The 23,167-nt window shown below is 68.7% G+C and carries 22 protein-coding genes; 14 read left to right on the top strand and 8 right to left on the bottom strand.

Annotation, left to right across the window (positions count from 1 at the left end):
- The first annotated feature begins 55 nt into the window (after window positions 1–55).
- The 5 genes from ASE35_RS14295 to ASE35_RS14275 all read left to right on the top strand — a co-directional run bounded on the left by ASE35_RS14295 (window position 56) and on the right by ASE35_RS14275 (window position 2,589).
- Entirely contained in the window at window positions 56–640 is a 585-nt protein-coding gene (locus tag ASE35_RS14295) for a hypothetical protein (protein ID WP_057164259.1), read from the top strand.
- Window positions 641–758: 118 nt separating this feature from the next.
- Window positions 759–1,139, top strand: a complete 381-nt coding sequence (locus tag ASE35_RS14290; RefSeq protein WP_057161058.1) for a VOC family protein — start codon at window positions 759–761, stop codon at window positions 1,137–1,139.
- A gap of 61 nt (window positions 1,140–1,200) precedes the next feature.
- Window positions 1,201–1,575, top strand: coding sequence for a VOC family protein (locus ASE35_RS14285; RefSeq protein ID WP_057164257.1), 375 nt, complete (start codon window positions 1,201–1,203; stop codon window positions 1,573–1,575).
- A 135-nt stretch (window positions 1,576–1,710) separates the two neighbouring features.
- Complete coding sequence (locus tag ASE35_RS14280; protein ID WP_157489480.1) at window positions 1,711–2,142, top strand: hypothetical protein; 432 nt, start codon at window positions 1,711–1,713, stop codon at window positions 2,140–2,142.
- 96 nt (window positions 2,143–2,238) lie between these two features.
- The gene (locus ASE35_RS14275) at window positions 2,239–2,589 is read left to right on the top strand and encodes a hypothetical protein (protein ID WP_157489479.1); all 351 of its coding nucleotides are present in this window, start codon (window positions 2,239–2,241) and stop codon (window positions 2,587–2,589) included.
- Between the two features lie 60 nt (window positions 2,590–2,649).
- Here the strand turns inward: ASE35_RS14275 and ASE35_RS14270 are convergent, their stop codons facing one another.
- Window positions 2,650–3,939, bottom strand: a complete 1,290-nt coding sequence (locus ASE35_RS14270; protein WP_235567257.1) for an amidohydrolase family protein — start codon at window positions 3,937–3,939, stop codon at window positions 2,650–2,652.
- Between the two features lie 29 nt (window positions 3,940–3,968).
- Entirely contained in the window at window positions 3,969–5,426 is a 1,458-nt protein-coding gene (locus ASE35_RS14265) for an amidohydrolase (protein ID WP_056180955.1), read from the bottom strand.
- Window positions 5,427–5,558: 132 nt separating this feature from the next.
- Between ASE35_RS14265 and ASE35_RS14260 the strand changes: the two genes are divergently transcribed.
- From ASE35_RS14260 to ASE35_RS14250, 3 genes are all read left to right on the top strand, one after another.
- Complete coding sequence (locus ASE35_RS14260; protein ID WP_056180952.1) at window positions 5,559–6,335, top strand: AMP nucleosidase; 777 nt, start codon at window positions 5,559–5,561, stop codon at window positions 6,333–6,335.
- Window positions 6,336–6,847: 512 nt separating this feature from the next.
- Window positions 6,848–7,414, top strand: coding sequence for a lysozyme inhibitor LprI family protein (locus ASE35_RS14255; protein WP_056180948.1), 567 nt, complete (start codon window positions 6,848–6,850; stop codon window positions 7,412–7,414).
- Window positions 7,415–7,501: 87 nt separating this feature from the next.
- Window positions 7,502–8,062, top strand: coding sequence for a DUF924 family protein (locus tag ASE35_RS14250; RefSeq protein ID WP_057164254.1), 561 nt, complete (start codon window positions 7,502–7,504; stop codon window positions 8,060–8,062).
- A gap of 501 nt (window positions 8,063–8,563) precedes the next feature.
- On the opposite strand, the gene grxD is transcribed toward ASE35_RS14250, so the two are convergent.
- Window positions 8,564–9,490 carry a Grx4 family monothiol glutaredoxin gene (gene grxD, locus ASE35_RS14245; RefSeq protein ID WP_056180943.1) on the bottom strand — a complete coding sequence of 309 codons (927 nt, stop codon included), beginning with the start codon at window positions 9,488–9,490 and terminating at the stop codon, window positions 8,564–8,566.
- 95 nt (window positions 9,491–9,585) lie between these two features.
- On the opposite strand from grxD, the gene ASE35_RS14240 reads away from it, so the two are divergent.
- Complete coding sequence (locus tag ASE35_RS14240) at window positions 9,586–10,359, top strand: polysaccharide deacetylase family protein (RefSeq protein WP_057164334.1); 774 nt, start codon at window positions 9,586–9,588, stop codon at window positions 10,357–10,359.
- Between the two features lie 256 nt (window positions 10,360–10,615).
- On the opposite strand, the gene ASE35_RS14235 is transcribed toward ASE35_RS14240, so the two are convergent.
- The 3 genes from ASE35_RS14235 to ASE35_RS14225 all read right to left on the bottom strand — a co-directional run bounded on the left by ASE35_RS14235 (window position 10,616) and on the right by ASE35_RS14225 (window position 13,297).
- On the bottom strand, window positions 10,616–11,290 hold the full coding sequence (locus tag ASE35_RS14235; protein ID WP_057164333.1) for a methyltransferase domain-containing protein: 675 nt from the start codon (window positions 11,288–11,290) through the stop codon (window positions 10,616–10,618).
- 109 nt (window positions 11,291–11,399) lie between these two features.
- The gene (locus ASE35_RS14230; protein WP_235570076.1) at window positions 11,400–12,035 is read right to left on the bottom strand and encodes an SGNH/GDSL hydrolase family protein; all 636 of its coding nucleotides are present in this window, start codon (window positions 12,033–12,035) and stop codon (window positions 11,400–11,402) included.
- Window positions 12,036–12,043: 8 nt separating this feature from the next.
- Window positions 12,044–13,297, bottom strand: a complete 1,254-nt coding sequence (locus ASE35_RS14225; RefSeq protein ID WP_056180937.1) for an aminotransferase class I/II-fold pyridoxal phosphate-dependent enzyme — start codon at window positions 13,295–13,297, stop codon at window positions 12,044–12,046.
- A gap of 195 nt (window positions 13,298–13,492) precedes the next feature.
- Between ASE35_RS14225 and rsgA the strand changes: the two genes are divergently transcribed.
- Window positions 13,493–14,614 (top strand): ribosome small subunit-dependent GTPase A, encoded by a 1,122-nt coding sequence (rsgA, locus tag ASE35_RS14220; protein WP_057164253.1) that lies wholly within the window; start codon window positions 13,493–13,495, stop codon window positions 14,612–14,614.
- A gap of 164 nt (window positions 14,615–14,778) precedes the next feature.
- Window positions 14,779–16,053, top strand: a complete 1,275-nt coding sequence (locus ASE35_RS14215) for a flavohemoglobin expression-modulating QEGLA motif protein (RefSeq protein ID WP_056180930.1) — start codon at window positions 14,779–14,781, stop codon at window positions 16,051–16,053.
- Between the two features lie 434 nt (window positions 16,054–16,487).
- Here ASE35_RS14215 and ASE35_RS14210 read toward each other — a convergent pair whose 3' ends face one another.
- The gene (locus ASE35_RS14210) at window positions 16,488–17,834 is read right to left on the bottom strand and encodes a hypothetical protein (RefSeq protein ID WP_057164252.1); all 1,347 of its coding nucleotides are present in this window, start codon (window positions 17,832–17,834) and stop codon (window positions 16,488–16,490) included.
- Between the two features lie 210 nt (window positions 17,835–18,044).
- Between ASE35_RS14210 and ASE35_RS14205 the strand changes: the two genes are divergently transcribed.
- Window positions 18,045–20,330: an NADP-dependent malic enzyme gene (locus ASE35_RS14205; RefSeq protein ID WP_057161050.1), complete on the top strand. Its 2,286-nt coding sequence runs from the start codon at window positions 18,045–18,047 to the stop codon at window positions 20,328–20,330.
- A gap of 69 nt (window positions 20,331–20,399) precedes the next feature.
- A complete protein-coding gene (locus ASE35_RS14200) occupies window positions 20,400–21,356 on the top strand; it encodes a glycosyltransferase (protein WP_056180922.1) in 957 nt (318 codons plus the stop codon).
- 213 nt (window positions 21,357–21,569) lie between these two features.
- Here the strand turns inward: ASE35_RS14200 and ASE35_RS14195 are convergent, their stop codons facing one another.
- On the bottom strand, window positions 21,570–22,436 hold the full coding sequence (locus ASE35_RS14195) for a LysR family transcriptional regulator (protein WP_057164251.1): 867 nt from the start codon (window positions 22,434–22,436) through the stop codon (window positions 21,570–21,572).
- A 94-nt stretch (window positions 22,437–22,530) separates the two neighbouring features.
- On the opposite strand from ASE35_RS14195, the gene ASE35_RS14190 reads away from it, so the two are divergent.
- Window positions 22,531–23,154: a glutathione binding-like protein gene (locus tag ASE35_RS14190; RefSeq protein ID WP_057164250.1), complete on the top strand. Its 624-nt coding sequence runs from the start codon at window positions 22,531–22,533 to the stop codon at window positions 23,152–23,154.
- The last annotated feature ends 13 nt before the right edge of the window (window positions 23,155–23,167 follow it).

The following is a 23,167-nucleotide window of genomic DNA, read 5'->3' as shown; positions in this document are numbered from 1 at the left end:
ATCCGTCCAGACGGGTGCAGATGCAAACGCGGTCGGGCTTGGGTGTTCGGCGCTCATGACGACATCTCGTGAGATCGAGTGCAGAGAGTTCGACTGGTTCGCGTTCGATCGCGACGGAAGTTTCGCGCTGTTCGCCACCGGGGGCTGCGGCGTGGTGCCGGATTCGGTGCGCGCCTCGGTGGGATCGCACGATGCGATCAGCGAGGCCGTGGAGGTGACGGGCTGGGGAAGCTCGGCGGTCTGGCAGAGCTATGCCCGGGTCGGCTTGTACGCCTACGACTGGTCGGATGCGGAGGGGCGCTATGTCCGGGTAGCGGAGCCGACCGCGCCGCTGTCTCCGGCGTTGGCGACGCGCCTGGCGGCCTGCCCGGACTTGCTTGAATTGGATTTGCGTTTTGCGCAAGCAGCCGGGATAGAGTGGGTAGAGGTCGGATCGCCCATTGCTCTGGCCGAACTGCCTGCGCCGCGTGTGGGGGGCGAGGGCCATAAGTCGGTCGCGGGCGCGGAGGCGTCCATGAGTCGCCTTACGATCTGGTTCTCGATTGCCCTGGTGGTGCTGGCCGCTGCGCTGGTATACGTGCAGTCGTGGCCCGTCGATCCGATGGGTCCGGTGGGCGCGGCTGGACCGGGGCGCTGCTGATGGGCAACATCCGGTTCCGGCACGCCATCCTCGGCGTACCGCCTTCTTGGAGCCGTTGCTTGGGTCTGGTTCGTTCTCAACGCCAAGGAAACACGTCCAGGTCTCCGCGAGGCGATCGATGACTCAGCTATCGGCAGCCGCGGTGATGTTCGTGGACAACGTCGACAGGATCTCCGCGTTCTACAGAGGCGTTGCGGCCATGACGGTCGTGCATGCGGACGATGAACACGTGGTCTTGGAGGCGGCGGGTTTCCAGCTGATCGTCCACGCCATTCGGTATTCCGATGCCGGCGAGACGACCACTTATCCGCTCCGCGAAGACGGCTGCATCAAGCTGTGCTTGCCGGTTTCCGACATCGATACCGCACGTTCGATGGCCGTCGGGCTGGGGGGCGAGCTATGGCCGCCAGAACGCGAATGGCAGGCGCGCGGCGTGCGGGTGTGCGACGGGCGGGACCCCGAGGGCAATGTGTTCCAGCTGCGGCAGAGCGTGTCCTAGCGTTTCGCTTAAGCACCATCCCATGCGCGGCTCGGTCGCGCCCGAACTAAGGCCGGTCCCAATGCTGCATCACCTATCCATCGCCGTTTCCGACCTGCGCAAGGCCGGCGCCTTCTACGACGCCGCGCTCGGCGCCTTAGGCTATCGACGCGTGTTCGAGGACGACACCGCCATCGGCTACGGGCTGGTGGATGGCGAGGATCAGCTGTGTCTGAAGCTGCGGCCCGGTTCGGCGGCGCCGGGTCCGGGGTTTCATGTGGCGTTCGCGGCGCCGTCGCGTGCGGCGGTGGATCGGTTTCATGCGCAGGCCTTGGCGGTCGCGGGGACCGATAACGGCAAGCCCGGTCTGCGTCCGGACTATGGGCCTCACTACTACGCGGCGTTTCTGATCGATCCGGATGGGCACGCTATCGAGGCGGTCATCAACCACGCGTAATCGGCACCGATACGCTACCGCGTGAGCCCTGGAAAGCAGCATGAGCGATGCTCATCGCCGCGGAAGACTGGCATGATGGCTGAAACTAGCGCGTGCGCCGTCTAGTGGCGTGCCTCAGCACCTGTGGTCGGTGACATGGTCAATCTCACGACGAACCAGCGCAAGAACTTGGTCATTGCCGCTGCCACTGTGCTGGTTATTGGATTCAGCACCTGGATCAGCTTGGACTCAAAACAGTACTTCTTCTACGACGATGAAGACAGGGCGCAATGGGAGCATCCGACCGGCCATTTCCTGATCTTTTGCGGCTTCTATTTGCTTGAAGCCCTTTTCTTGGCGAAGGTCATAAAGCTTGGGGCCCGCCTGTGGCCTCGTATCTTGCTCGCGGCGGTGCTGTTCTTACCTTGGGCTGCGTTCTCGTCGTTTTTCGCCCTACACGCGCCGGGGTACATGATGGTCCATATCCTGTGGACATGGCTGATTTCGGCAGTGCTGGTGCTCATCTTTGTCGGGTCGGCGGTGCGGCACTTGTTCAATAGCTTTCGAGGCAGCCAGGGCGGCGTTTAGCGAAGATGTCCTAGCTAGGTTCTGGTCGAGACTTCTTCAGTACTACAGGGGATCGCAATGCTTGTCAGAGGCTGCTTGCTCGTGGTGCTAGTGGGGATGAGCGCTTCATCGGCGATCGCTCGCGGGAAGGCTTTCCCTGCCCTCGACCCTGCCAGTTGGGAAGGAGATCTCTCCCGCTTTGTCCAGCCCACGCCGGAGTGCAAGGGCGGTACGGTCGAGCAACTCGGAAAGCGTATGGAAGTCTCTGAGCCGTACCTGGCGGAGGCGTTCGAAAAGGCGCACGCCACGACGATCCCTTTCAAACGCGAACTCGCGCCTATGGATCGGATTCATTCCTTCAGTTTTCGATCCGAACAAGCCGGGGCGCCCTATTGGGGCTTCGACGGCTATCTGGTGGCACGTGGCGGATGTGTTATCCACGCCGAGATCACGAACTACGACAACTAAGGTGGAAGCACCTTGGCGCAAGCGCAGCGAGCCGCATCGCGGCCCGCTGCGCCCTATCGCTTATCGCCCCGACGGCGCCGGATACGCACGCGGCAAACCGTTCTCCGGACGCAGGTAGCGGTCGCGCAGTTCGGTCTGGCGGCTGCGCATTTCGATGGCGCGGCCGTTCATCCATACCTGCAGGGCGACGCTGCTGACTTCCAGCGGGTCGCCGCTCCACAGCACCAGGTCGGCGCGATGGCCGGGGGCGATGCTGCCGAGTTCGGCGGACACGCCCAAGGCTTCGGCCGGTACGCGGGTGAGGCCGGCCAGGCCGTCGGCCCAGGGCAGGCCGGCGGCGACGGCGTTGCCGGCGAGCTGGCGGACCTTGCGCGCGTTGTGCGAGGCGTCGCCGCTTTGGCTGAAGCCGACGGCGACACCCGCGGCGCGCAGGCGCGCGGCGTTTTCCATGCTCGCGCCGATCTGGTCGAAGTCGCCTGGCAGATTGGCCAGCGGGTCGACGAACACCGGCACCTTGGCCGCGGCCAATTGCGGTGCCAGCTTCCACGCCTCGGCGCCGCCGGCGATGGCGATGCGCACGCCGTGGCGCGACGACCAGCGCAGCAGTTGGCGGATGTCGGCGGCGCGGTCCACGCCCACCATCACGCGGCCGCCGCCGTCGAGGTAGCGCGCCAGGGTGGCGCGCCCGGCGGGCGTGAGCAGGGCGGCGTTGGCGTCGGGGCCGATGCGGCCGCGCGCTTCGGCGATCAGCTGATCGAGGATCATCCACTGCGCCGCGCGCGAGTTGCCGCTGAGGCCGGAGGCGTCGCCGCCCAGCTTCACGAACAGCACGCGCGCGCCGGTCGGGTCGGGCCCGCCGTCCAGGCGCATCACGCCGCCCTGGCCGGCCACGATCGAGCCGCCGGTGGCGGTGCCCGCGCCCAGCAGGGTCCAGCCGATGCCTTCGATGCGGGTGACCGGGATCAGCACCGACTCCGGGTTGTAGGCCAGGGTTACGTCGAACTCCGGGCGCACCGTCATCTGCTTGGTGTCGGCGCCCAGGGCCAGGGTTTCGTCGACGGTGGATTTCTCGCCGGAGACTTCCTCCAGGCCGATCTCGGTGATGCCGCCGAACAGCGTGGGCGTGAGCGGGCGGCCCTCGGCCTCGATCACCTGCGCGCCGGCCGGCGCCTTCAGGCCCTTGCCGATCGCGCGCACCTGGCCGTTGCCGATCAGCACGTCGGCGCCCTGCAGGCTGCCCTGCGCGGTGGCGGTGTGGACGGTGGCGTTGCGGATCAATACGTCTTGCGCGAACGCGGCGCCGTGCAGGGCGAAGCCGCAGGCGAGGAACAGCGTGGCGCAGCGGCGCAGCAGGCCACGGCGCGGGGAGGTAGCGCGGCTCACGGCGCACCTCCGGCGGCGCGTGCGCCCTGGCCGAGCAGGAAGTCCGAGGTCGGCTGGCGGTTGCGGTCGTTGCGGTCGTAGATGCGCGCGCCGTCCACGTAGACCTGTTCGGCCTTGGCGTAGACGCTGAAGGGGTTGCCGTTCCACACCACCACGTCGGCCATCTTGCCGGTCTCCAGGGTGCCGGTCTTGTCGAGCACGCCCAGCGACTTGGCGGCGTTCTGGGTCAGCCAGCGGATCGCGCGCTCGGGCGGGATGTCGATGCCGGCCAGCTTGGCGTGCGCCATCACCTTGGCCGCTTCCTGGTTCAAGCGCTGGATGCCTTCCTGCGAATCCGAATGCACGATCGCGCAACTGTTCTGCGGGCGGTCGACCAGGGCGATGTTCTCCTGGATGCCGTCGAAGGCTTCCATCTTGAAGCCCCACCAGTCGGCCCAGAGCGCGCCGCACACGCCTTCGGCGGCCAGGCGGTCGGCGATCTTGTAAGCCTCCACGCCATGGTGGAAGGCGCTGACCTTGAAGCCGAACTCCTTGGCCAGGTCCAGCATGGTCGCCATCTCGTCGGCGCGGTAGCAGTGGATGTGGACCAGGATGTCGCCCTTGATGGCGCCGGCCAGGGTGTCGAGCTTGAGGTCGCGCTTGCCGCCGGCGTCCTTGTCGCTGTCGGCGGCGGCGCCGTTGCCGTTGGACGAGCTCTGCCACCAGCTGCGCTTCTTCTTGGGCTGCTCGGCCTTGGGCGTGTTCTTGCGCACGTACTCGCTGGCGTCGATGAAGGCGGCGCGGTAGCCGGCGACGTTGCCCATGCGCGTGCCCGGCGAGGTGTTGCGGCCGCCGTAGACGCGCTTGGGGTTCTCGCCGCAGGCCATCTTCAGGCCCCAGGGCGCGCCCGGGAATTTCATCGCCTGGTAGGTCGTGGCGGGCACGTTCTTGAGGGTCACGCCGCGGCCGCCGATCAGGTTGGCCGAGCCGGGCAGCACCTGCAGGGTGGTGATGCCGCCGGCCATGGCGGCGGCGAAGCCCGGGTCCTGCGGCCAGACCGAGTGCTCGGCCCAGACGTTGGGGGTGACCGGGCTGGTCATCTCGTTGCCATCGCTATGGGCGCTGACGCCGGGGCTGGAGTACACGCCCAGGTGCGAGTGCACGTCGATCAGGCCGGGGGTGATCCACTTGCCGGTGGCGTCGACGCGGGTGGCATCGGCGGGCGCGTCCAGGCCGGTGCCGACCGCGACCACTTTGCCGTCCCGCATCAGCACGTCGGCGTCGTCCAGGCGCTGGCCGGTGCCGGTCAATACGGTCGCGTGCTGCAGCAGGACCGGGCCGGAGGCGACCGGGCGGTAGGTGCTGGGATACGGGTCCTGGGTGAAGCGCGAGCCGGCGGCGGGCGCGGGCGGGGCCGCGTGCGCGGCGCCGACCAGCAGGGCCAGGCCGCAGCCTGCCAGCAAAGGTCGAAGCATGGTGGTTTCCCCAAAGTGACGGCAAGGTCAGCCCCGAACCGTAGCGGCCGCCTCGGGCGCCGCCAACCCTGACGATAGTCATGGGCGGTGCGACAATGGGGGTACAACAACTAGAAAAAGAGGCGGGCGACCGTGAAAGACAAAGAACAAATCGTCGAAAACTGGCTGCCGCGCTACACCGGCGTGCCCCTGGACCAGTTCGGCCAGCACGTGCTGCTGACCAACTTCGGCGGCTACCTGCACACCTTCGCCCGCCTGACCGGCGCCGAAGTGGTCGGCCTGGACCGGCCGATGCCCAGCGCCACGGCCGACGGCATCACCATGATCAACTTCGGCATGGGCAGCCCGAACGCGGCGACCATGATGGATCTGCTGTCGGCGATCATGCCGCAGGCGGTGTTGTTCCTGGGCAAGTGCGGCGGCCTCAAGCGCAAGAACGAACTCGGCGATCTGGTGCTGCCGATCGCGGCGATCCGCGGCGAAGGCACGTCCAACGACTACCTGCTGCCGGAGGTGCCGGCGCTGCCCGCGTTCGCGCTGCAGCGCGCGGTCTCGACCATGATTCGCGACCTCGGCCACGACTACTGGACCGGCACGGTCTACACGACCAACCGCCGGGTCTGGGAACACGACCAAGCCTTCAAGGAGCGCCTGCGCGCGATGCGCTGCATGGCGATCGATATGGAAACTGCGACCATCTTCGCCGCCGGCTTCGCCAACCGCATCCCCTGCGGCGCGCTGCTGCTGGTGTCGGACCAGCCGATGATTCCGGAAGGCGTGAAGACCGAGGCCTCCGACGCCAAGGTCAGCGCTGAGTATGTGGACAACCACATCAACGTCGGCATCGAAGCCTTGAAGCTGATCCGCCGCCACGGCAAGTCGGTGCGGCATCTGCGCTTCGACGAGTAGTCGCTAAGCCGGCATCTTCGCGACGCCGTAGGGTGCGGTGAGCTGTAGGCGAACCGCACCGTTGCGAGGTAGCGGGCGCTTGCGGGGAAAGCAAATCCCCCTCAATCCCCCTTTTTCAAAGGGGGAGGGCGGAGATGTGCGAATGCGGTGGCGGCTGTAGGGGGCGGTGAGCTGTAGGCGAGCCGCGCCGTTGCGACGTAACGGGCGCTTGCGGGAAAAGCAAATCCCCCTCGGTCCCCCTTTTTCAAAGGGGGAGGTAAGTGTGTTTGGGGCAGAGGCTTGCGGCTGTGCTCCCTCCTTTGACAAAGGAGGGTTGGGGAGGATTTGCTTTGGCTCGCACGCTCCGGCCATGCCTCCACGATCCGCCCGCCCGGCCCCAGGCGTTTCAGCGGCGCCACCGCCACCCCTGAAAAATCAGCGTTCAGCAACCTGATCTGCGACCGCAAGCACGCGACATCGCACCCCCTGAGACCCCTGTCGCGCACACTGGCGTCCAGCATCGGGACACCACCATGGAACAGGTCATTTACCTACTTATCGGCGCCGTACTCACCTGGTCGTTTTATTTCGTCCAACGTCGGGTCGAGCGCCGCAACACCGTCGACGCCATCGAGCGCGGGCAGAAGCTGCTGGCGCTGAAGCAGGGGCTGGACGGTAGCAACACCAGCCTCGACGATCTGCGTCGTTTCGAAACGCGCCTGATCGGCAAGGCCGAGACCGCCGCGCGCCTGGCCGACAACTATTTCAGCAAGGCCGAGGAAGTCGCGCGCCAAAGCGACGACGACGGCGTCAGCCAGGACGACATGAACCGCCAGGCGATCGTCGAGTTCGAGCAGGTCGATGCGCGGCTGCGCGGGCTGGTCGAGCACCTGCGTCGCCAGCTCGATGGCGACGGTCGCGCCACCTTCGAGGAGGCGCATCGCGCCTGGCTGTCGTTTCGCGAGCGCTATGCGCGCTTCATTTCGCAGTCCTACTCGACCGGGCCGATCCGGCCGCTGATCCACGCGGTCACGCTGGAGAGCATCACCACGGCCTGGATCACCGAGTTGGAAACCCAGCTGGGCGACGACAGCCTGTAGGCGCGGAACGCTGCGTTGTGGGGTTTCGTGCGCGGCGTAAGCGGGGGCTGCTAACGTGCGCAGCCTGACCCTAATGCGAGATCTTCCGTGACCGAACCCACCGCTCAGGACGTCGTCGATTTCTGGCGTCAAGCCGGCTACCAGCGCTGGTTCGATCGCAGCGATCATTTCGACGCGCAGTGCCGCGCGGGCTTCCTCGAAGCGCATTTCCGCGCCGCCAGCCGCCAGCACGACGATTGGATGCAGCAGGGCGAAGTCGGCGCGCTGGCGCTACTGATCCTGCTCGACCAGATTCCGCGCAACGTGTTCCGCGACAGCGCGCATGCCTACGCGACCGATCCGCTGGCGCGCATGTACGCGAGCCAGGCGGTGGCGCGCGGCGACGACCGGCGTATCGAGGCCAGGCTGCGCGCGTTCTTCTATCTGCCGTTCGAGCATTCCGAGGCTATGGACGATCAGCGGCGCTCGGTCGATCTGCACCGCGGCCTGCCGGTGACCGAGGACATGCCGGATCCCAGCCAATGGGCGGTGCAGCATCTGCAGATCATCGAGCGCTTCAGCCGCTTCCCGCATCGCAATCAGGCCTTGGGGCGGGAGAGCACGGCGGAAGAGCGGGCCTATCTCGATAACGGCGGGTTCAAGGGCTGAGCGTCGCTGTAGCAGCGATGTCAATCGCCAGCGCTGTCTGTGGCAGCGGCGCAAGCCGCGATTTCGTCCTAGTCGGAGCGATGCGATCGCGGCTCACGCCGCTCCCACAGAGAGCGGATCGCGTCTAGTCGAGCCTGGCTTTGGGGTAGGAGCGGCGTAAGCCGCGACCGCAACCTTCGGCCGCCTGCGCAGGTCGCGGCTCACGCCGCTCCTACCCCAAGGCAGGGCCCCAAGCCTTTTGTGGGAGCGGCGTAAGCCGCGATTGCGTCACTTCGGCCGCCTGCGCAGGTCGCGGCTCACGCCGCTCCTACCCCAAGGCTGGACCTCAAGCCTTCTGTGGGAGCGGCGTAAGCCGCGATTGCGTCGCTTCGGCCGCCTACGTTGGTCGCGGCTTGCGCTGCTCCTGCAAGGCGTCGTGCGCGTTTAGCCTGATCGGGTCGAGCCGCCCAAACGAAAACGGCCGCGGAATCCGCGGCCGTTTTCGTATTCATGCCATACCGATCAGTAACGCGGAATCGTCGCGTCCACGTCGGCCCAGGCCTCGATGCCGCCTTCGACGTTGTAGATCTCGCGGAAACCGCGCTGACGGAAATGCTCCGCCGCCTGCGCGCTGCGGCCGCCGTGGTGGCACAGGAACGCCAGCGGCGCATCCTTGGGCAGGCCTTCCAGCGCTTCCACGCCGGCATCGAAACTGTCGTAGGCCACGTTGACCGAAGCCAGCGCGCGCTCGTCGGCGGGGCGTACGTCGATCAGGCGCAGCGCGCCGTCGCGCACGCGCGCCTGGGCGTCGGCGGGCGAGATTGCGCGCACGGTCGGCGGCGCGTTCGGGTTGGTGATCACCAGGCCGCGGCCGCGTTCGTCGTCGGCCCAGTCGATGCTGACGCCGTCGGCGCGACGGGCGTTTACCCAATCGGTCTGCACGCGCACGCCGTCGGTTTCCACCGCGACCGCGTTGCTGTCGATCGGCGCCAGCTGCAGGCGCACGTTGTGGCGCGCGTCCACTTCCAGCTGCACCGCGTAGCCGTCGCCGGCGTTGGCGACCGCGTCGCGCAGCATCTGCGCGGCGGCCGGGCTGATGCTCAGCTTCGGCGGGCTGCGGTCCGGCGCGGGCAGGCCGAGCACGCCGTGCAGCTCGCCGCTGCCGGCCATCTGCTCGATGATGTCGCTGCCGCCGACCAGCTGGCCGTCGATGTACAGCTGCGGGATCGTCGGCCACTCGCCGTACTGCTTGATGCCTTCGCGGATCTCCGGATCGGACAGCACGTCGACGTGGGTATAGCCCTGCGGCAGCAGCGCGTTGAGCGCGCCGGAGGCCTTGGCCGAGAAGCCGCATTGCGGCGCGTTCGGGGCGCCCTTCATGAACAGCACGACGCGATTGGACTGGAGCAGGGTTTCGATGCGCGTACGCAGCGCGGGGTCGAGGGACATGATGGGACGCCGGACGTGAGGTTCCGGCGACATGGGGGCGGGCGGTCCGCGCCGCAAGGCCCGGGCGGCGCTCCGCTAAGATGCCGCTCATGAGCATGACCGCCCCCCACCGAATCCCGCGCCGGCCCTGGGCCGCGGTCTGGGCGTTCGGCGCGTCGCAGCTGGCGGTGATTGGGGTGTGGTGGGTCTGGGGTTGGCAGGCGGGGTTGGCGGCGATGCTACTCAGCCACGGCCTGATGTTCTGGGCCACGCTGCGCCCGCAGTCGCGCCTGTTCAGCCCGGTGCTGTCGCGGTTGGAGACGGATCGCCGCGAAGTCTGGCTGACCATCGACGACGGCCCTTCGGCCGAGACGCCGGCGATGCTGGATCTGCTGGACGCGCACGGGGCCAAGGCGACGTTTTTCCTGGTCGGACAGCGCGCGCAGGCGCGGCCGGAGCTGGTGGCCGAGATCGCGCGACGCGGGCACGGGATCGGCAATCACAGCCATTCGCATCCGTCTGCCTGGTTCTGGGCGCTGCCGCCACGGCGGATGGCGGCCGAGATCGCCGAGGCGCAGGCCAGTCTGAGCGCGCTGTCGGGGCACCCGCCGCGCTGGTTCCGCGCGGTGGTCGGCATGGCCAATCCCTTCGTCGCTGCGGCCTTGCGCCGTCACGGTCTGGCACGCGTGGCCTGGTCGGCGCGCGGTTTCGATGCGGTGGCCGCTGACCCGCACAGCGTGCTGGCGCGAATCGAACGCGATCTGGCGCCGGGCGCGATCGTGCTGATGCACGAGGGCGCGGGGCACGGGCGCAATGTCGAGACCATGCGTTTGTTGCTGCAGCGGCTGCGCGAGCTTGGCTATCGCTGCACGCTGCCCGAACCGGTCTAAGGCCTTGCGCTAGCCCTTGTAGGAGCGGCGTGAGCCGCGACCGCGCAGGTGGCCGAGAGACGCGGTTGCGATTTGCGTCGCTCCTGCCCAAGGCGGTGCGTTTGCCCCCACTCCAAGACCATGCGCTTGATTTCTGTGGGAGCGGCGTGAGCCGCGATTTCGATGTGGCCGAAGTTGCGCGATCGCGGCTTACGCCGCTCCCACAGGAAACACGGAAAGCACAGGAAGCACGGGGTGGAACATAGCCGCCGCCAAACTACTCCGGCTTCGCCGCCACGATCCGCCAGTTGTTGAACGGTGTCTTGCCGAACAGCGGCGTGAACTCCACCGCCAGGCCGGCCTCGCGCAAGCGCGCGCGCAGCTCGTCGCCGTTGGGGTAATAGCGCGGCATCGCGTTCATCCAGCCGACCACGCGCGAGAACACGTCGGTGATGCGGGTGACGCGGGCGCGGCCGGTGCCGTCGTCCAGGCCGGTGCGGATCACCAGCCGTGCACCCGGGGTCAGCATCGCGATCATGGCGTCGATCGCGCGCGCTTGCGCGGCGGGCGGGATGAACTGCAGCACGTCCAGCATCACCACGCTGCCGCGATGCTCAGGCACTTCGCGCGCCAGGTCGACGGTGTCGAAGCGCGCCTCGTGCAGGCCCGCGCGCGCGGCGGCGCGGGTGGCGCGACGGATCTTGCCGGCGTCGCTGTCGACGCCGCGGTAGGGCAGCTGGATGCCGTCGGCGTACAAGGTGTGGGCGAGCAAGCCGAGCCCACAGCCCAGGTCCAGCAAGGGCGCGCGGCTGCCGCGCAGGGCCGCGCTCACACCGGGGTAGAGCGGGTCGCTGCCGAGCTTGGCGCGGCTGTAGTAGTAGTCCCAACGGTTGCCGAGCGGATGCTCGGGCAGGAAGGCGCGCGCGATCCGCAGCGCCTGTCCGTTGGCCATCGCTTGTGCCGCTTCGTTCATCGCTTCCTGCTGGCTCCGCTGGCGGTGGTTCCGCGGACGCAGTGTGGCATTGCCGTCGGCCGCGATGGAAATCGCGTGTCGCGCAGGCTCAGCGACCGCCGTCCGCCAGCAGGCGCCGCGCCACCGGCAGCGCGCGTTGCGTCCAATGCGTGTACATCGCCGCCGACGGGTGCAGGCCGTCCTCGGCCAGCATCGCCGCCTGCGCGCCGAGCTCGCGCGAGACCGGGGTGATGTCGATCCAGGCCACGCCGTGACGCTCGCAGAGCGCGCGCGCGGCCTCGTTGTAGGCGTCGATCTCGGCGCCGATGGTGGCGCTGCCGCGCGCGTCGCGCTGGCCGAACGCGGTCACGCCCCAGTCCGGGATCGACATCGCCAGCACGCGCTGCGGGCGATCGCCGGCATAGCGGATCGCGCGTTGCAGCAGGGCGCGGTACTCGCCGACGTAGTCGGCCACGCTGCGCGCGCGGTACTGGTTGTTGACGCCGATCAGCAGGCTGACCAGCTCCCAGCGCCCCAGCGGCTCGGCCGCGTCCAGGGCCGTGCTCAGCTCGTCGGTGGTCCAGCCGGTGGTGGCGATGATGCGCGGCCAGGCCAGGGTTGCGCCTTCGTCGCGCAGGGCGCGCGCCAGCTGCACCGGCCAACGCCCCGCTTCCTCGACCGCTTCGCCGATGGTGTAGCTGTCGCCCAGCGCGAGGTAGGGCTGCAAGGGCAGCGGCACGGCCACGGCGCGACTCAGGCCACGGCGGCGCGGCTGGCCTCGGCCGCGCGCTCGGCGTGGCGGTCGAGCACGCGCTCGATGCGGTGGAAGACTTCGCGCAAATCCTCCGGCTGCGGCAGCAGGGTCACGCGGAAGTGATTGCGGTAGGGCACGTTGAAGCTGGAGCCCGGCACCACCAGCACGTCTTCGGTTTCCAGCAGTTCCAAGGCGAACTTGTGGTCGTCGAAGCCCTGCGCGGCCGGACCGACCACGGACGGGAACGCGTACAGCGCGCCGGCCGGCGCGACCAGCTCCAGGTGCTTGCTGGCGTCCACGGCTTCGATCACCGCGCGGCGCGCTTCGTACAGGCGGCCGCCCGGCGCGCACAACGGCGCGATGGTGTCCTCGCCGTGCAATGCGGCTTCGATCGCGAACTGGCCCGGCACGTTGGCGCACAGGCGCAGCGCGCCCAGCAGGTCCATGGCGTGGTGGAAATCGCCGCTGGCGACCGGGTCGCCGGACAGCACCGCCCAGCCCACGCGCCAGCCGCAGGCGCGGTGGACCTTGGACAGGCCGCCGAAGCTCAGGCAGGGCAGGTCGCCGGCGATCGGCGCGACCGGGGTGAACTGGGCGCCGTCGTACAGGATGGAGTCGTAGATCTCGTCGCACATCAGCAGCAGCTTGTGGCGCGCGGCGATGGCGACGATCTTCTCGATCAGCGCGCGCGGATAGGCGGCGCCGGTCGGGTTGTTGGGGTTGATCAGCACGATCGCGCGGGTGCGGCTGGAGATCAGTTGCTCGATCTCGTCCGGGTCGGGCAGGAAGCCGTTCTCGGGCTGGCAGCGGTAATAGACCGGGCGGCCGTCGTTGAGGATGGTCGCGGCCGACCACAGCGGGTAGTCGGGCGAGGGCAGCAGCACTTCGTCGCCGGGATTGAGCAGCGCGCGCAGGCTGAGGTCGATCAGCTCGCTCACGCCGTTGCCGACGAACACGCGCTCGGGCGAGGCATTGGGCGTGCCGCGCTGCTTATGGAAAGCGGCGATGGCTTCGCGCGCGACCGGCAGGCCTTGCTGATGGGTGTAAGGGTCGGTGTCGGCGATGCGTTCGGCGATCGCGCGTTGCAGGTGCTCCGGGGCGCGGAAACCGAAGGCGCCGGGGTTGCCGATGTTGAGCTTGATCTGCTTGCGGCCCTGGGCCTCGAGTTCGCGTGCACGCCGGGCGAGCTCGCCGCGGATTTCGTAACGGACTTCGGACAGGCGTTCGCGGGTCTTCAAAGGGGGCAGGGACATTGCGGGGCGGTGTTTTGAGCGGAATACCCGCCAGACTAGCCGAATCGGCGCGCCGAAACAGCCGTCACCGCGCGCCGCCCGGGGCCGCGTTTGTGCGCGGCGTTGCGGTCCGGACACGCGATCGGGCGACCCGCGGTGCGGCGGGCCGCGCCGGCCTATGTAGAATCCCGCCATGCACAGCCCGCCCACCCCGTTTTGACCCCCGAGCTCGCCGCGCTGCTGGCGATCGGTTGGCCCCTGCCAACCGGCGAGTCCTTGCCGACCGAACCCAGCTGGCGCGAGGCGCTGGCGGCCCATCCCGAGGCCCGTCCGGTGCGGGTGGTCGAACAGCACCGCAGCGGTTATGTGGTCGCCGATGGGCCGGAAACCGGTTTCCCGGTCGAATCCCTGCCCGAATGGCAGCGTCCGCGCTTCCCGCCCGAGCAGCGCCCCGGCGTCGGCGACTGGGTCCTGATCGAGGGCCCCGCCGGCGGTAACCAGAAGATCGTCGCCCTGCTGCCGCGGCGCACCGCGATCAAGCGCGGCGCGGCCGGCGAGCACTACAAGCAGCAACTGATCGCGGCCAACGTCGATACCGTCTTCATCGTCTGCGGCCTGGACGCCGACTTCAATCCGCGCCGGATCGAGCGCTACCTGCTGCTGGTCGGCGGCGGCGCCGAGCCGGTGATCGTGCTGACCAAGTCCGACCTGGCCGATGCCGCCGACCCGGATACCCTGCCCGAGGCGATGGCCACCCTGGTCGAGCTGGCCGCGCAGAACATCGCCGTGCGCCCGGTCAACGCCAAGGATCCGGACTCGGTGGCCGCGCTCAACCCCTGGCTGTTGCCTGGCCGCACCGCGGTGCTGGTGGGCTCCTCCGGGGCCGGCAAGTCCACGCTGACCAACACCCTGCTGGGCGTGGAGCGCATGAAGACCGGCGAGGTGCGTGCCAGCGACGACCGCGGCAGGCACACCACCACCCACCGCGCGCTGATCCCCTTGCCCTCGGGCGCATGCCTGATCGATACCCCCGGCATGCGCGAGCTCAAGCCCACCGGTGAGGAAAACGTCGCCGAGAACTTCGCCGACATCGAAGCCCTGACCGAGCAGTGCAAGTTCCGCGACTGCTCGCACGCGCGCGAGCCTGGCTGCGCGGTGCGCGCGGCGATCGAGGCCGGCAAGCTCGACCCGCAGCGTTTCGCCAATTATCTGAAGCTGCGCGACGAGGTCGCCGGTGCCGCCAACAAGCTGGCCACTCGGCGCGTGCAGAAGTCGCAGGAGAAAGTCCTGGGCAAGGCTTTGAACAAGCGTTTGGACGATAAGTACGGGAAGCATTAGATGGCGTGCGCCGCTCGGCTGTGGAGCAAATCCCCCCAGCCCCCCTTTTCCAAAGGGGGGTATCCGACGCGGGTTGCTCGTGACGTCGTCGACCCGCTTGTCTCCCCCCTTTGGAAAAGGGGGGCTGGGGGGGATTTGCTGTTGCCCTGGCTCCGGCCGACCGCATGAGCGCCCACCCCTTCGAACTGCCGCCCGACATCCAGCACCACGCGCTGCTGGACGCGCGCATGGTGCGCGCCGCGCGCGAGGTCAAGCTGCTGACCCTGGCGAGCTGGCCGGCCGGGCTGGAGACGCAGTTCCTGGCCGACTACGCGCGCGGCACCGCGACCCTGCCGCAGATCGCCTATCCCAAACTCGACTTCAGCGAAGTCCGCCGCGAGCTCGCCGCGGTCGCCGCCGAGGCCGACCCCGACCATCCGCTGGGCCAGTACCTCAGCGAGTCCGCGCACAGCTGGGGCATCGCCGCCGAGCTGCTGGAAGCCTTGGGCAGCCCGCGCGTGACCGCGTTGTCGATCCAACTGTTCGGTAAGCCCGACGAAGCCCTGCCCGGCCACGGTCCCAGCACGCGCGAGGCCGCGCGCCATTTCATCTCCATCGCCGACGAACTCGACCACGAGCTGATGTCGCCGGCCGAGACCGTGAAGATCTCGGCCACCGCCCTGCATCTGCAATTGCAGCGCGATCTGGACGACTACTTCGACGGCCGCGTGATCGAAGTGATGCTGGACCCGGACCTGATCGCCAAGGCCGCCGCCGGCGCCACCCGCATCCGCCTGCGCAGCGGCGCGGCCTTCAGCGATTACGACCGCGACCAGTTGCTGCAGCACGAAGCCTTCGTGCACTCGCTGACCGCGCTCAACGGCCGCGAGCAGCACGTGCTGCCTAGCCTGGCGCTGTCTTCGCCACGCGGCACCGCGACCCAGGAAGGCCTGGCGACCTTCGCCGAGCAGATCACCGGCAGCATCGACATCGGCCGCATGAAGCGGCTGAGCCTGCGCATCGAAGCGGTGGCGATGGCGCTGGACGGCGCCGACTTCATCCAGGTATTCCGCTATTTCCTGGATGCAGGGCAGTCGCAGGAAGACAGCTTCGCCTCGGCCCAGCGCGTGTTCCGTGGCGTGCCCACGAACGGCGGCGCGGCCTTCACCAAGGACACCGTCTACCTGCGCGGCCTGGTCGGCGTGCACACCTTCTTCCGCTGGGCGCTGCGCAGCCGCAAGCTGCATCTGTGCCGCTGGCTGTTCGCCGGCAAGATGACCCTGGCCGACGTGCAACGCTTCGAGCCGCTGTTCCAGGCGGGTGTGATCAAACCGCCGCGCTGGATGCCGCCGTGGATTCAGCGCGCCAACGGCCTGGCCGGCATGCTCGCGTTCTCGCTGTTCGCCAACCGCATCCGTCTGGACAGCATCGCCGATACGGGTGGGGCGCCGGACGTGTAGCGGTGGCCCACGCGTTTTGTGAGAGCGCCGCCGCAGGGAGATTCGTCAAGCCGACGCTCGCTTTCTGTAGCAGCGGCGGTCCGCAGGGATTTCCTCCGCTCACACGCCGCGATTTCGAGGTAGCCGGAGCGACGCGATCGCGGCTCACGCCGCTCCCACAGAAGACGTCGTGCTTACGTCGCGCCTGGCCTTGGGGTAGGAGCGGCGTAAGCCGCGACCACGCAGTTTCGGCTGCCTGCGCGGGTCGCGGCTCGCGCCGCTTCTACAGGCAGTACTCGGGTCATCCGAGTAACAGGTCCAGACGAGAAGAAGCGCTTGCTTCCTGTGGGAGCGGCGTAAGCCGCGATTTCGTCGTAGCCGGAGCGGCGCGATCGCGGCTTACGCCACTCCCACAGAAAGCGTCGCCTGACGTAGCGATCGATCGCTGCGAACGCTCAGCGCAGCGGCTTAAGCGACCCGTCGCGCTGGATCTCGTAATCCGCGGCTTCGTCCGCCGCGACCAGCTTGACCCGGTCGCCGATATCGACGCCGGCGTAGCTGGGAATGTCGTGCGAGAGTCGCTCGTAGATCCACGCCTGCCCGATATCGGCCAGCTTCAGCCGCACGCCCGCGTTCGGCATCTGCGCCACGGCGCGCGCCAAGGCCGGCGAATACACCGACTGGATGCGCCCGACCTCGTGCATGCGCCGCATCACGTTGACGCCGTGCCACACGCTCAACAGCGCCGCGACGATCAGCACCACCCGACCCCAGCGCCGCATGTGCGGCCAAGCCGCTGCGCACACCGCCGCGGTCGCGGCCGCGTAGCCGTAACCGTATTGATTGGCCGACTCGGCCAGGATCATCACCGGCCCCAGCGCCGCGGTGCCGGCCAGCAGCCAACCCATGCACCAGCGCGCACCGACCCGCCACAGCGCGGCCGCGGTCGCCAGCCACACCAGGATCGCCAACCAGACCCGTCCATCGCCCAAGCCGCGCGAAAGTGTGCCGGCGATCGCCATTTTGGTCGCGATCGGCGGATACAGCTGATACTCCACCCAGCGTTCGGGAATGAAGGCCAGGCTCCAACCGTAGTTGGCGGCCTCGCGCGGCGAGAACAGCAGCACGCCGATGCGCAGGGCCAGATAGATCGCCACCGGCAGGCCCGCGACCACGGCCGCGATCAGCCATTCGCGGCGCCGGCCCAGAAACAGCCAGGCCAGTCCCAGCAGGGCCGGGATCACGATGCCGGCTTCCTTGGCCAGCAGCGCCAGCGAGGTGAGCACGAACACCGCGACCCAGCTTACGAAACCGGGCCGTTCGCGTTGCGCCAGCAGGGCCACCAGCAGGGCGCAGCCGACCCAGATCAGATCGGCCAGGGTGCCGACCCAACCGTGGGTCAGGGCCGCGAACGGGCCCAGCGCGAACACCAGCGCGCCGGCGCCGGCCGGACCGGTGGCCACGCCGAAGCGGCGCAGCAGCACCGCCAGCATCGCCGCGTTGAGCCCGCCCAGGCTCACCATCAGGCCGTGGAACAGCATCGGCCGCGCAAACAGGTGCTCGGACAGCCACAGCCATAAGGAGAAGGTCAGCGGCCGGTACTGAAACGACTGCACGTCCGTCCACAGATAGCCGCGGAAGTGCCAACCCGGGTGCTGGCCGGCGAAAGCGGCCCATTGCAGCTCGTCGTGGCTGTAGTAGCCCGGATTGAACACCAGCAACGACTGCGCCAGCAGCACGCCGGCCAACACCAGGATCGGCAAGGTCCAATGCGGCCAGGACCGCGAGGGGGGCGAGTTCATGACGGTTCCGGCCTGGGAGACGCGCATTGTGTGGCCTGCCCGCAGGCAAGGCCATACGCCACCGTCGGCTGCCGCACGCCCGCAGCTCGGGTAGGGGCTAACGCCAAAGTACTAATGAACGGCACCGAAGGCGCGTGCGAATACCGCGTGGCTATCCATTAGACTGCTAGTCCATTCACCTTCCGGCCCCGCCACGGCAGCCCACCCGCGATGTCCGACAACGATCTGAAAAACGCCGCGCTCGACTATCACCGCCTCAGCCCGCCCGGCAAGATCAAGGTCACCGCGACCAAGCCCATGGTCACTCAGCGCGACCTCGCCCTGGCCTACTCGCCGGGTGTGGCCTACGCCTGCGAGGCGATCGTCGAAGACCCCAACGCCGCCAGCGAGCTCACCGCGCGCGGCAACCTGGTCGCCGTGATCAGCAACGGCACCGCCGTGCTCGGCCTGGGCGACATCGGCCCGCTCGCCGGCAAGCCGGTGATGGAAGGCAAGGGCGTGCTGTTCCAGAAGTTCGCCGGCATCGATGTGTTCGACATCGAGATCGACGAACGAGATCCCGACAAGCTGGTCGACATCATCGCGTCCTTGGAGCCGACCTTCGGCGGCATCAACCTCGAAGACATCAAGGCCCCGGAGTGCTTCATCGTCGAGCGCAAGCTGCGCGAGCGCATGAAGATCCCGGTGTTCCACGACGACCAGCACGGCACCGCGATCATCGTCGGCAGCGCCGTGCTCAACGCGCTGGAGATCGTCGGCAAGGACATCGCCGAAGTGAAGCTGGCCACCAGCGGCGCCGGCGCGGCCGGCATCGCCTGCCTGGACATGCTGGTCGCGCTGGGCATGAAGCCGGAGAACATCCTGGCGGTGGACCGCGACGGCGTGCTCTACACCGGCCGCGGCAAGATGGACCCGGACAAGGAGCGCTACGCGCGCGACACCGACAAGCGCACCCTGGCCGACATCGTCGCCGGCGCCGACGTGTTCCTGGGTCTGTCCGCCGGCGGCGTGCTCAAGGCCGAGATGGTCGCCACCATGGCGCCCAAGCCGATCATCCTGGCACTAGCCAACCCGTATCCGGAAATCCTGCCGGAAGACGCCAAGGCCGTGCGTCCGGACTGCATCATCGCCACCGGCCGTTCGGACTACCCGAACCAGGTCAACAACGCGCTGTGCTTCCCCTATATCTTCCGCGGCGCGCTGGATGTCGGCGCCACGGTCATCAACGAAGAAATGAAGCTGGCCTGCGTGCGCGCGATCGCCGCGCTGGCGCGCATGGAATCGTCCGACCTGGGCGGCGCCTACGGCGGCGAAGTGCCGACCTTCGGCTCCGAGTACCTGATCCCGCGTCCGTTCGACCCGCGCCTGCTGGTGATGCTGGCGCCGGCGGTGGCCAAGGCCGCGATGGACTCCGGCGTGGCCGCGCGTCCGATCACGGACATGGGCGCCTACGAGGAAAAGCTCAGCCAGTACATCTACCGCACCGGCCTGCTGATGAAGCCGGTCTACGACCGCGCGCGCGCCGACCGCAAGCGCGTGGTCTACGCCGAGGGTGAGGAAGAGACCGTGCTGCGCGCGGTGCAGACGGTGATCGACGAAGAGCTGGCCACGCCGATCCTGATCGGCCGCCCGGACGTGATCCAGACCCGCATCGAACGCCTGGGCCTGCGCATGCGCGAGGGCGTGGATTTCGAGTTGACCAACATCAACGACGATCCGCGCTTCAACGACTACTGGCAGCAGTACCACGCCCTGACCGAGCGTCGCGGCGTCAGCCCGGCCGCGGCCAAGAACCTGCTGCGCTCGCGCCCCACCCTGATCGCGGCACTGATGGTCGAGCGCGGCGAAGCCGACGCCATGATCTCGGGCCTGGTCGGCCGCTTCCACAAGAAGCTGGGCTACATGCGCAGCATCTTCGACTTCGACCCGGGCGTGCAGGGCACCTCGGCCATGACCGGCGTGATCAACGATCAGGGCGCGTGGTTCTTCCTCGACACCCATGTCCAGGTCGATCCCACCGCCGAGCAGATCGCCGAAGCCACGCTGCAGGCGACCTACCGCCTCAAGCTGTTCGGCATCGAGCCCAAGGTCGCGCTGCTGTCGCACTCCAACTACGGCAGCCACGACAACCCGTCGGCGGCCAAGATGCGCAAGGTCCGCCAGATCATCCGCCAGCGCATGCCCAAGCTGGAGATGGACGGCGAGATGCAGGCCGACACCGCTTGGGACGATCTGCTGCGCAAGCGCATCTTCCCCAACGCCACCTTGCACGGTCGCGCCAACCTGTTCGTGCTGCCCAACCTGGATGCCGCCAACATCACCTACAACATGGTGCGTGTGATGACCGACGGCGTGGCCATCGGCCCGATCCTGATGGGCCTGGACAAGCCGGCGCACATCCTGACTCCGGCCTCGACCCCGCGCCGCGTGGTCAACATGACCGCGATCGCCGCCGTCGACGCGCAGATCCGCGCCGCGCGGACCACCGGTCCATAGCGTCGCCGCCGCATGGGCGAGGGGGGCGCCTGCATCCCAACGCTGACCGCGTCGAGACCCGCGGTCAGCGTGCTGTTGTTGTGCTACCGCGACGCCGCCTACATCCGCGCCGCGCTGGCAGGCGCCTTCGCCCAGACCGTGCCTTGCGAGATCATCGTCTCCAACGATAGTTCGGACGACGGCACTTACGAGATAGCCCGTGAGGTCGTCGCCGCCTATCGCGGCATCCACGACGTCAGCGTGCGCCGCACCCCGCGCAACCTGGGCGTGGCCGCGCATTTCAACGACGCCATGGCGCTGGCGCGCGGCGAGATCGTGGTGATGATGGCCGGCGACGACATCGCCTATCCCGAGCGCGTGGCGACCATCCTGCGCGCGTTCGAGGAAGCGCCCGAGGCGATGGTGCTGGGCAGCGACTTCGACTGCATCGACGCCGACGGCGCGCGCATCGACATCCGCTTCCGTCGCCGTCCCGAGCGTTACCAGATCGATTACTACGTGCGCATCGGCCGCCTGATCGGCCTGCTCGGCGCCACGCTCGCGTTCCGGCGCGAGGTCTACGACCGCTTCGGCCCGTTGCTGGGCCCGATCGAAGACAACGCCCTGAGCCTGCGCGGCGCGCTGCTCGGGCAGTCGCTGTGCCTGCGCCAACCGCTGCTGCAGTACCGCCGCCACCCCGGCAGCGTCAGCGGCTGCGTGTTCGCGCGCGACGAAGCGCCCGAGGTCGCGGTGCGCCGCCGCTACGAGCGCACCGTGCGCTTCTACCGCGGCACCGCCGACGACCTGGAGCATTGCATGGGCCAGATGCCCGAGCTGCGCGGCCGCGCCCTGCGCGACGCCCGCAACGTGCTGGCCATGTACCGCATCGAAGCCGACGCGCGCGAAGCCATCCTGCGAGAAAAGCGTCGCCACTGGCTGGGCCCCGTCCTGCGCGGCCTGCTGCAGCCCGGCCTGCGCCGCAAAAGCGCCGAGCGCGCGCTGAAGCTGCTGATGCCGAGGCGCTGGTTCGGTTTGCATCACGCCTGAAGCGCACTGCTTTGGGGTAGGAGCGGCGTAAGCCGCGACCGAGCCACCGGGGCCCCCGCGCGGGTCGATTCGCGTCGTACCCATCCCAAGACTGTCCACCGCTTTCTGTGGGAGCGGCGTAAGCCGCGATCTCGTCGCAGCCGAAGCAGCGCGATCGCGGCTTACGCCGCTCCCACAGAAAGCAGCGCCTCTGCCGTCGCCATGGCGCGCTGCCTACGCAAATTCCCGCGCCATCCAATCCACCGCGAACTCCCTCAGCAGCCGCACCTTCGCCGAGCGCCGTAAATCCGGATGCGTGGCGAACCACAGTTCCGTGCGCACATCCGGCAGGGCGTCCGACAAGCGCTTCAGGCCCTTGGCCTCGTCGGCGTAGTAGCACGGCAGCAGGGCCCGGCCCAGACCGGCCTGACACGCCGCCAGCGCCGCCGGCAGCGAATTCACCCGCATCGCGATGCGCGCGGCCGGCACCTGCTGCTGCAGCCAGCGCGCCGACGACAGATGCGCCAGCGCCTCGTCGAAACCGACCCAATCGCCGCCCGGGATCGGGCTGCGATCGCCCGCGCCGCGCGCCGCGTAGACAGCGGTCGCGATCGTCGCCAGGCGCTTGGCCGACAAACCTTCCGGCGGCGCCGCGCTCGCGCGCAGGGCCACATCAGCATCGCGCTGCTGCAGAGTGGAAAACGCATTGGCCACGATCAGATCGCAACTCAAGGCCGGATGCGCGCGCCGGAAATCCGCGCACAGCCGGGCCGCGACCGTGGCCAGGGTGTCGGGGATGGTGATGCGGATGCGCCCCTCGGCGCGTTCGTCCTGGCCCGCGAGCTGGCGCGCCAGATGCTCGGCGTCCGACAGCATGCGCTGCGCGGCCACGATCACCAGCTCGCCGGCCTCGGTCGGCGTGTAGCCGCGCCGGCTGCGCCGGAACAGCGCCGCGCCCGCGCGCGCCTCAATCGCGGCCAGGCGCCGGAACGCGCTGGAGTGGTCCACCTCCAGCAGCCGCACCGCGCCGCTGAGGCTGCCGCTGGCGCCGATCGCGCGCACCAGTTCCAGGTCCTCCAGGGACAGCCGATCGTGTCGCATCTGCAAGCAATCCTTGTCGTGGCGCCGGTACTCGCGGCGCGGGTCTGCGCGCAGGGTAACGGCTCCCGTTCCCACTTCGCATCGGACCCCCGCCATGAAGCTCTACTACACCCCCGGCACCTGCTCCTTCGCCGCCCATTTGGTCATCCGCGAGCTCGGCCTGCCGGTTGAACTGCAGCGCGTGCGCATCGGCCCCAACCCGGTCGTGGTTGGCGATGGCCGCGACTATCGCCAGCTCAGCCCGCTGGGCTACGTGCCGCTGCTGGAGCTCGATGACGGTCGGCTGCTGCGCGAGGGCGTCGCCATCCTCAGCCACCTCGGCAGCCTGGACCCGAGCGGCCGGATCGCGCCCGAGGCGCGCCGCATCGAGCTGTTGAGCTGGCTGACCTACATCGCCACCGAGCTGCACAAGACCTACAGCCCCTGGCTGTTCCACCCCGAGTACGGCGATCAGCCCGGCCAGGTCGCGCGCGAACGCCTGGCGCCGCGCCTGGCCCTTGTCGATCGCCACTTGGCCGAGCGCCCGTTCCTGCTGGGCGAGGACTTCAGCATCGCCGACGCTTACCTGTTCACCATCGCCGACTGGTCGCGCGCACTGAAGCTGTCGCTGGACGCCACGCCGCACCTGGCCGCCTACCTGGAACGCATCCGCGCCCGCCCCAGCGTGGCCGAGGCGCTGCAGGCCGAACGCGCGCCGCAGGCGCAGGCCGCCGCGTGAGCGCCCTAGTCGT

Source organism: Lysobacter sp. Root916 (genome assembly GCF_001429785.1).
GTDB lineage: Bacteria > Pseudomonadota > Gammaproteobacteria > Xanthomonadales > Xanthomonadaceae > Lysobacter.
This window is presented reverse-complemented; position numbering and strand designations above follow the sequence as displayed.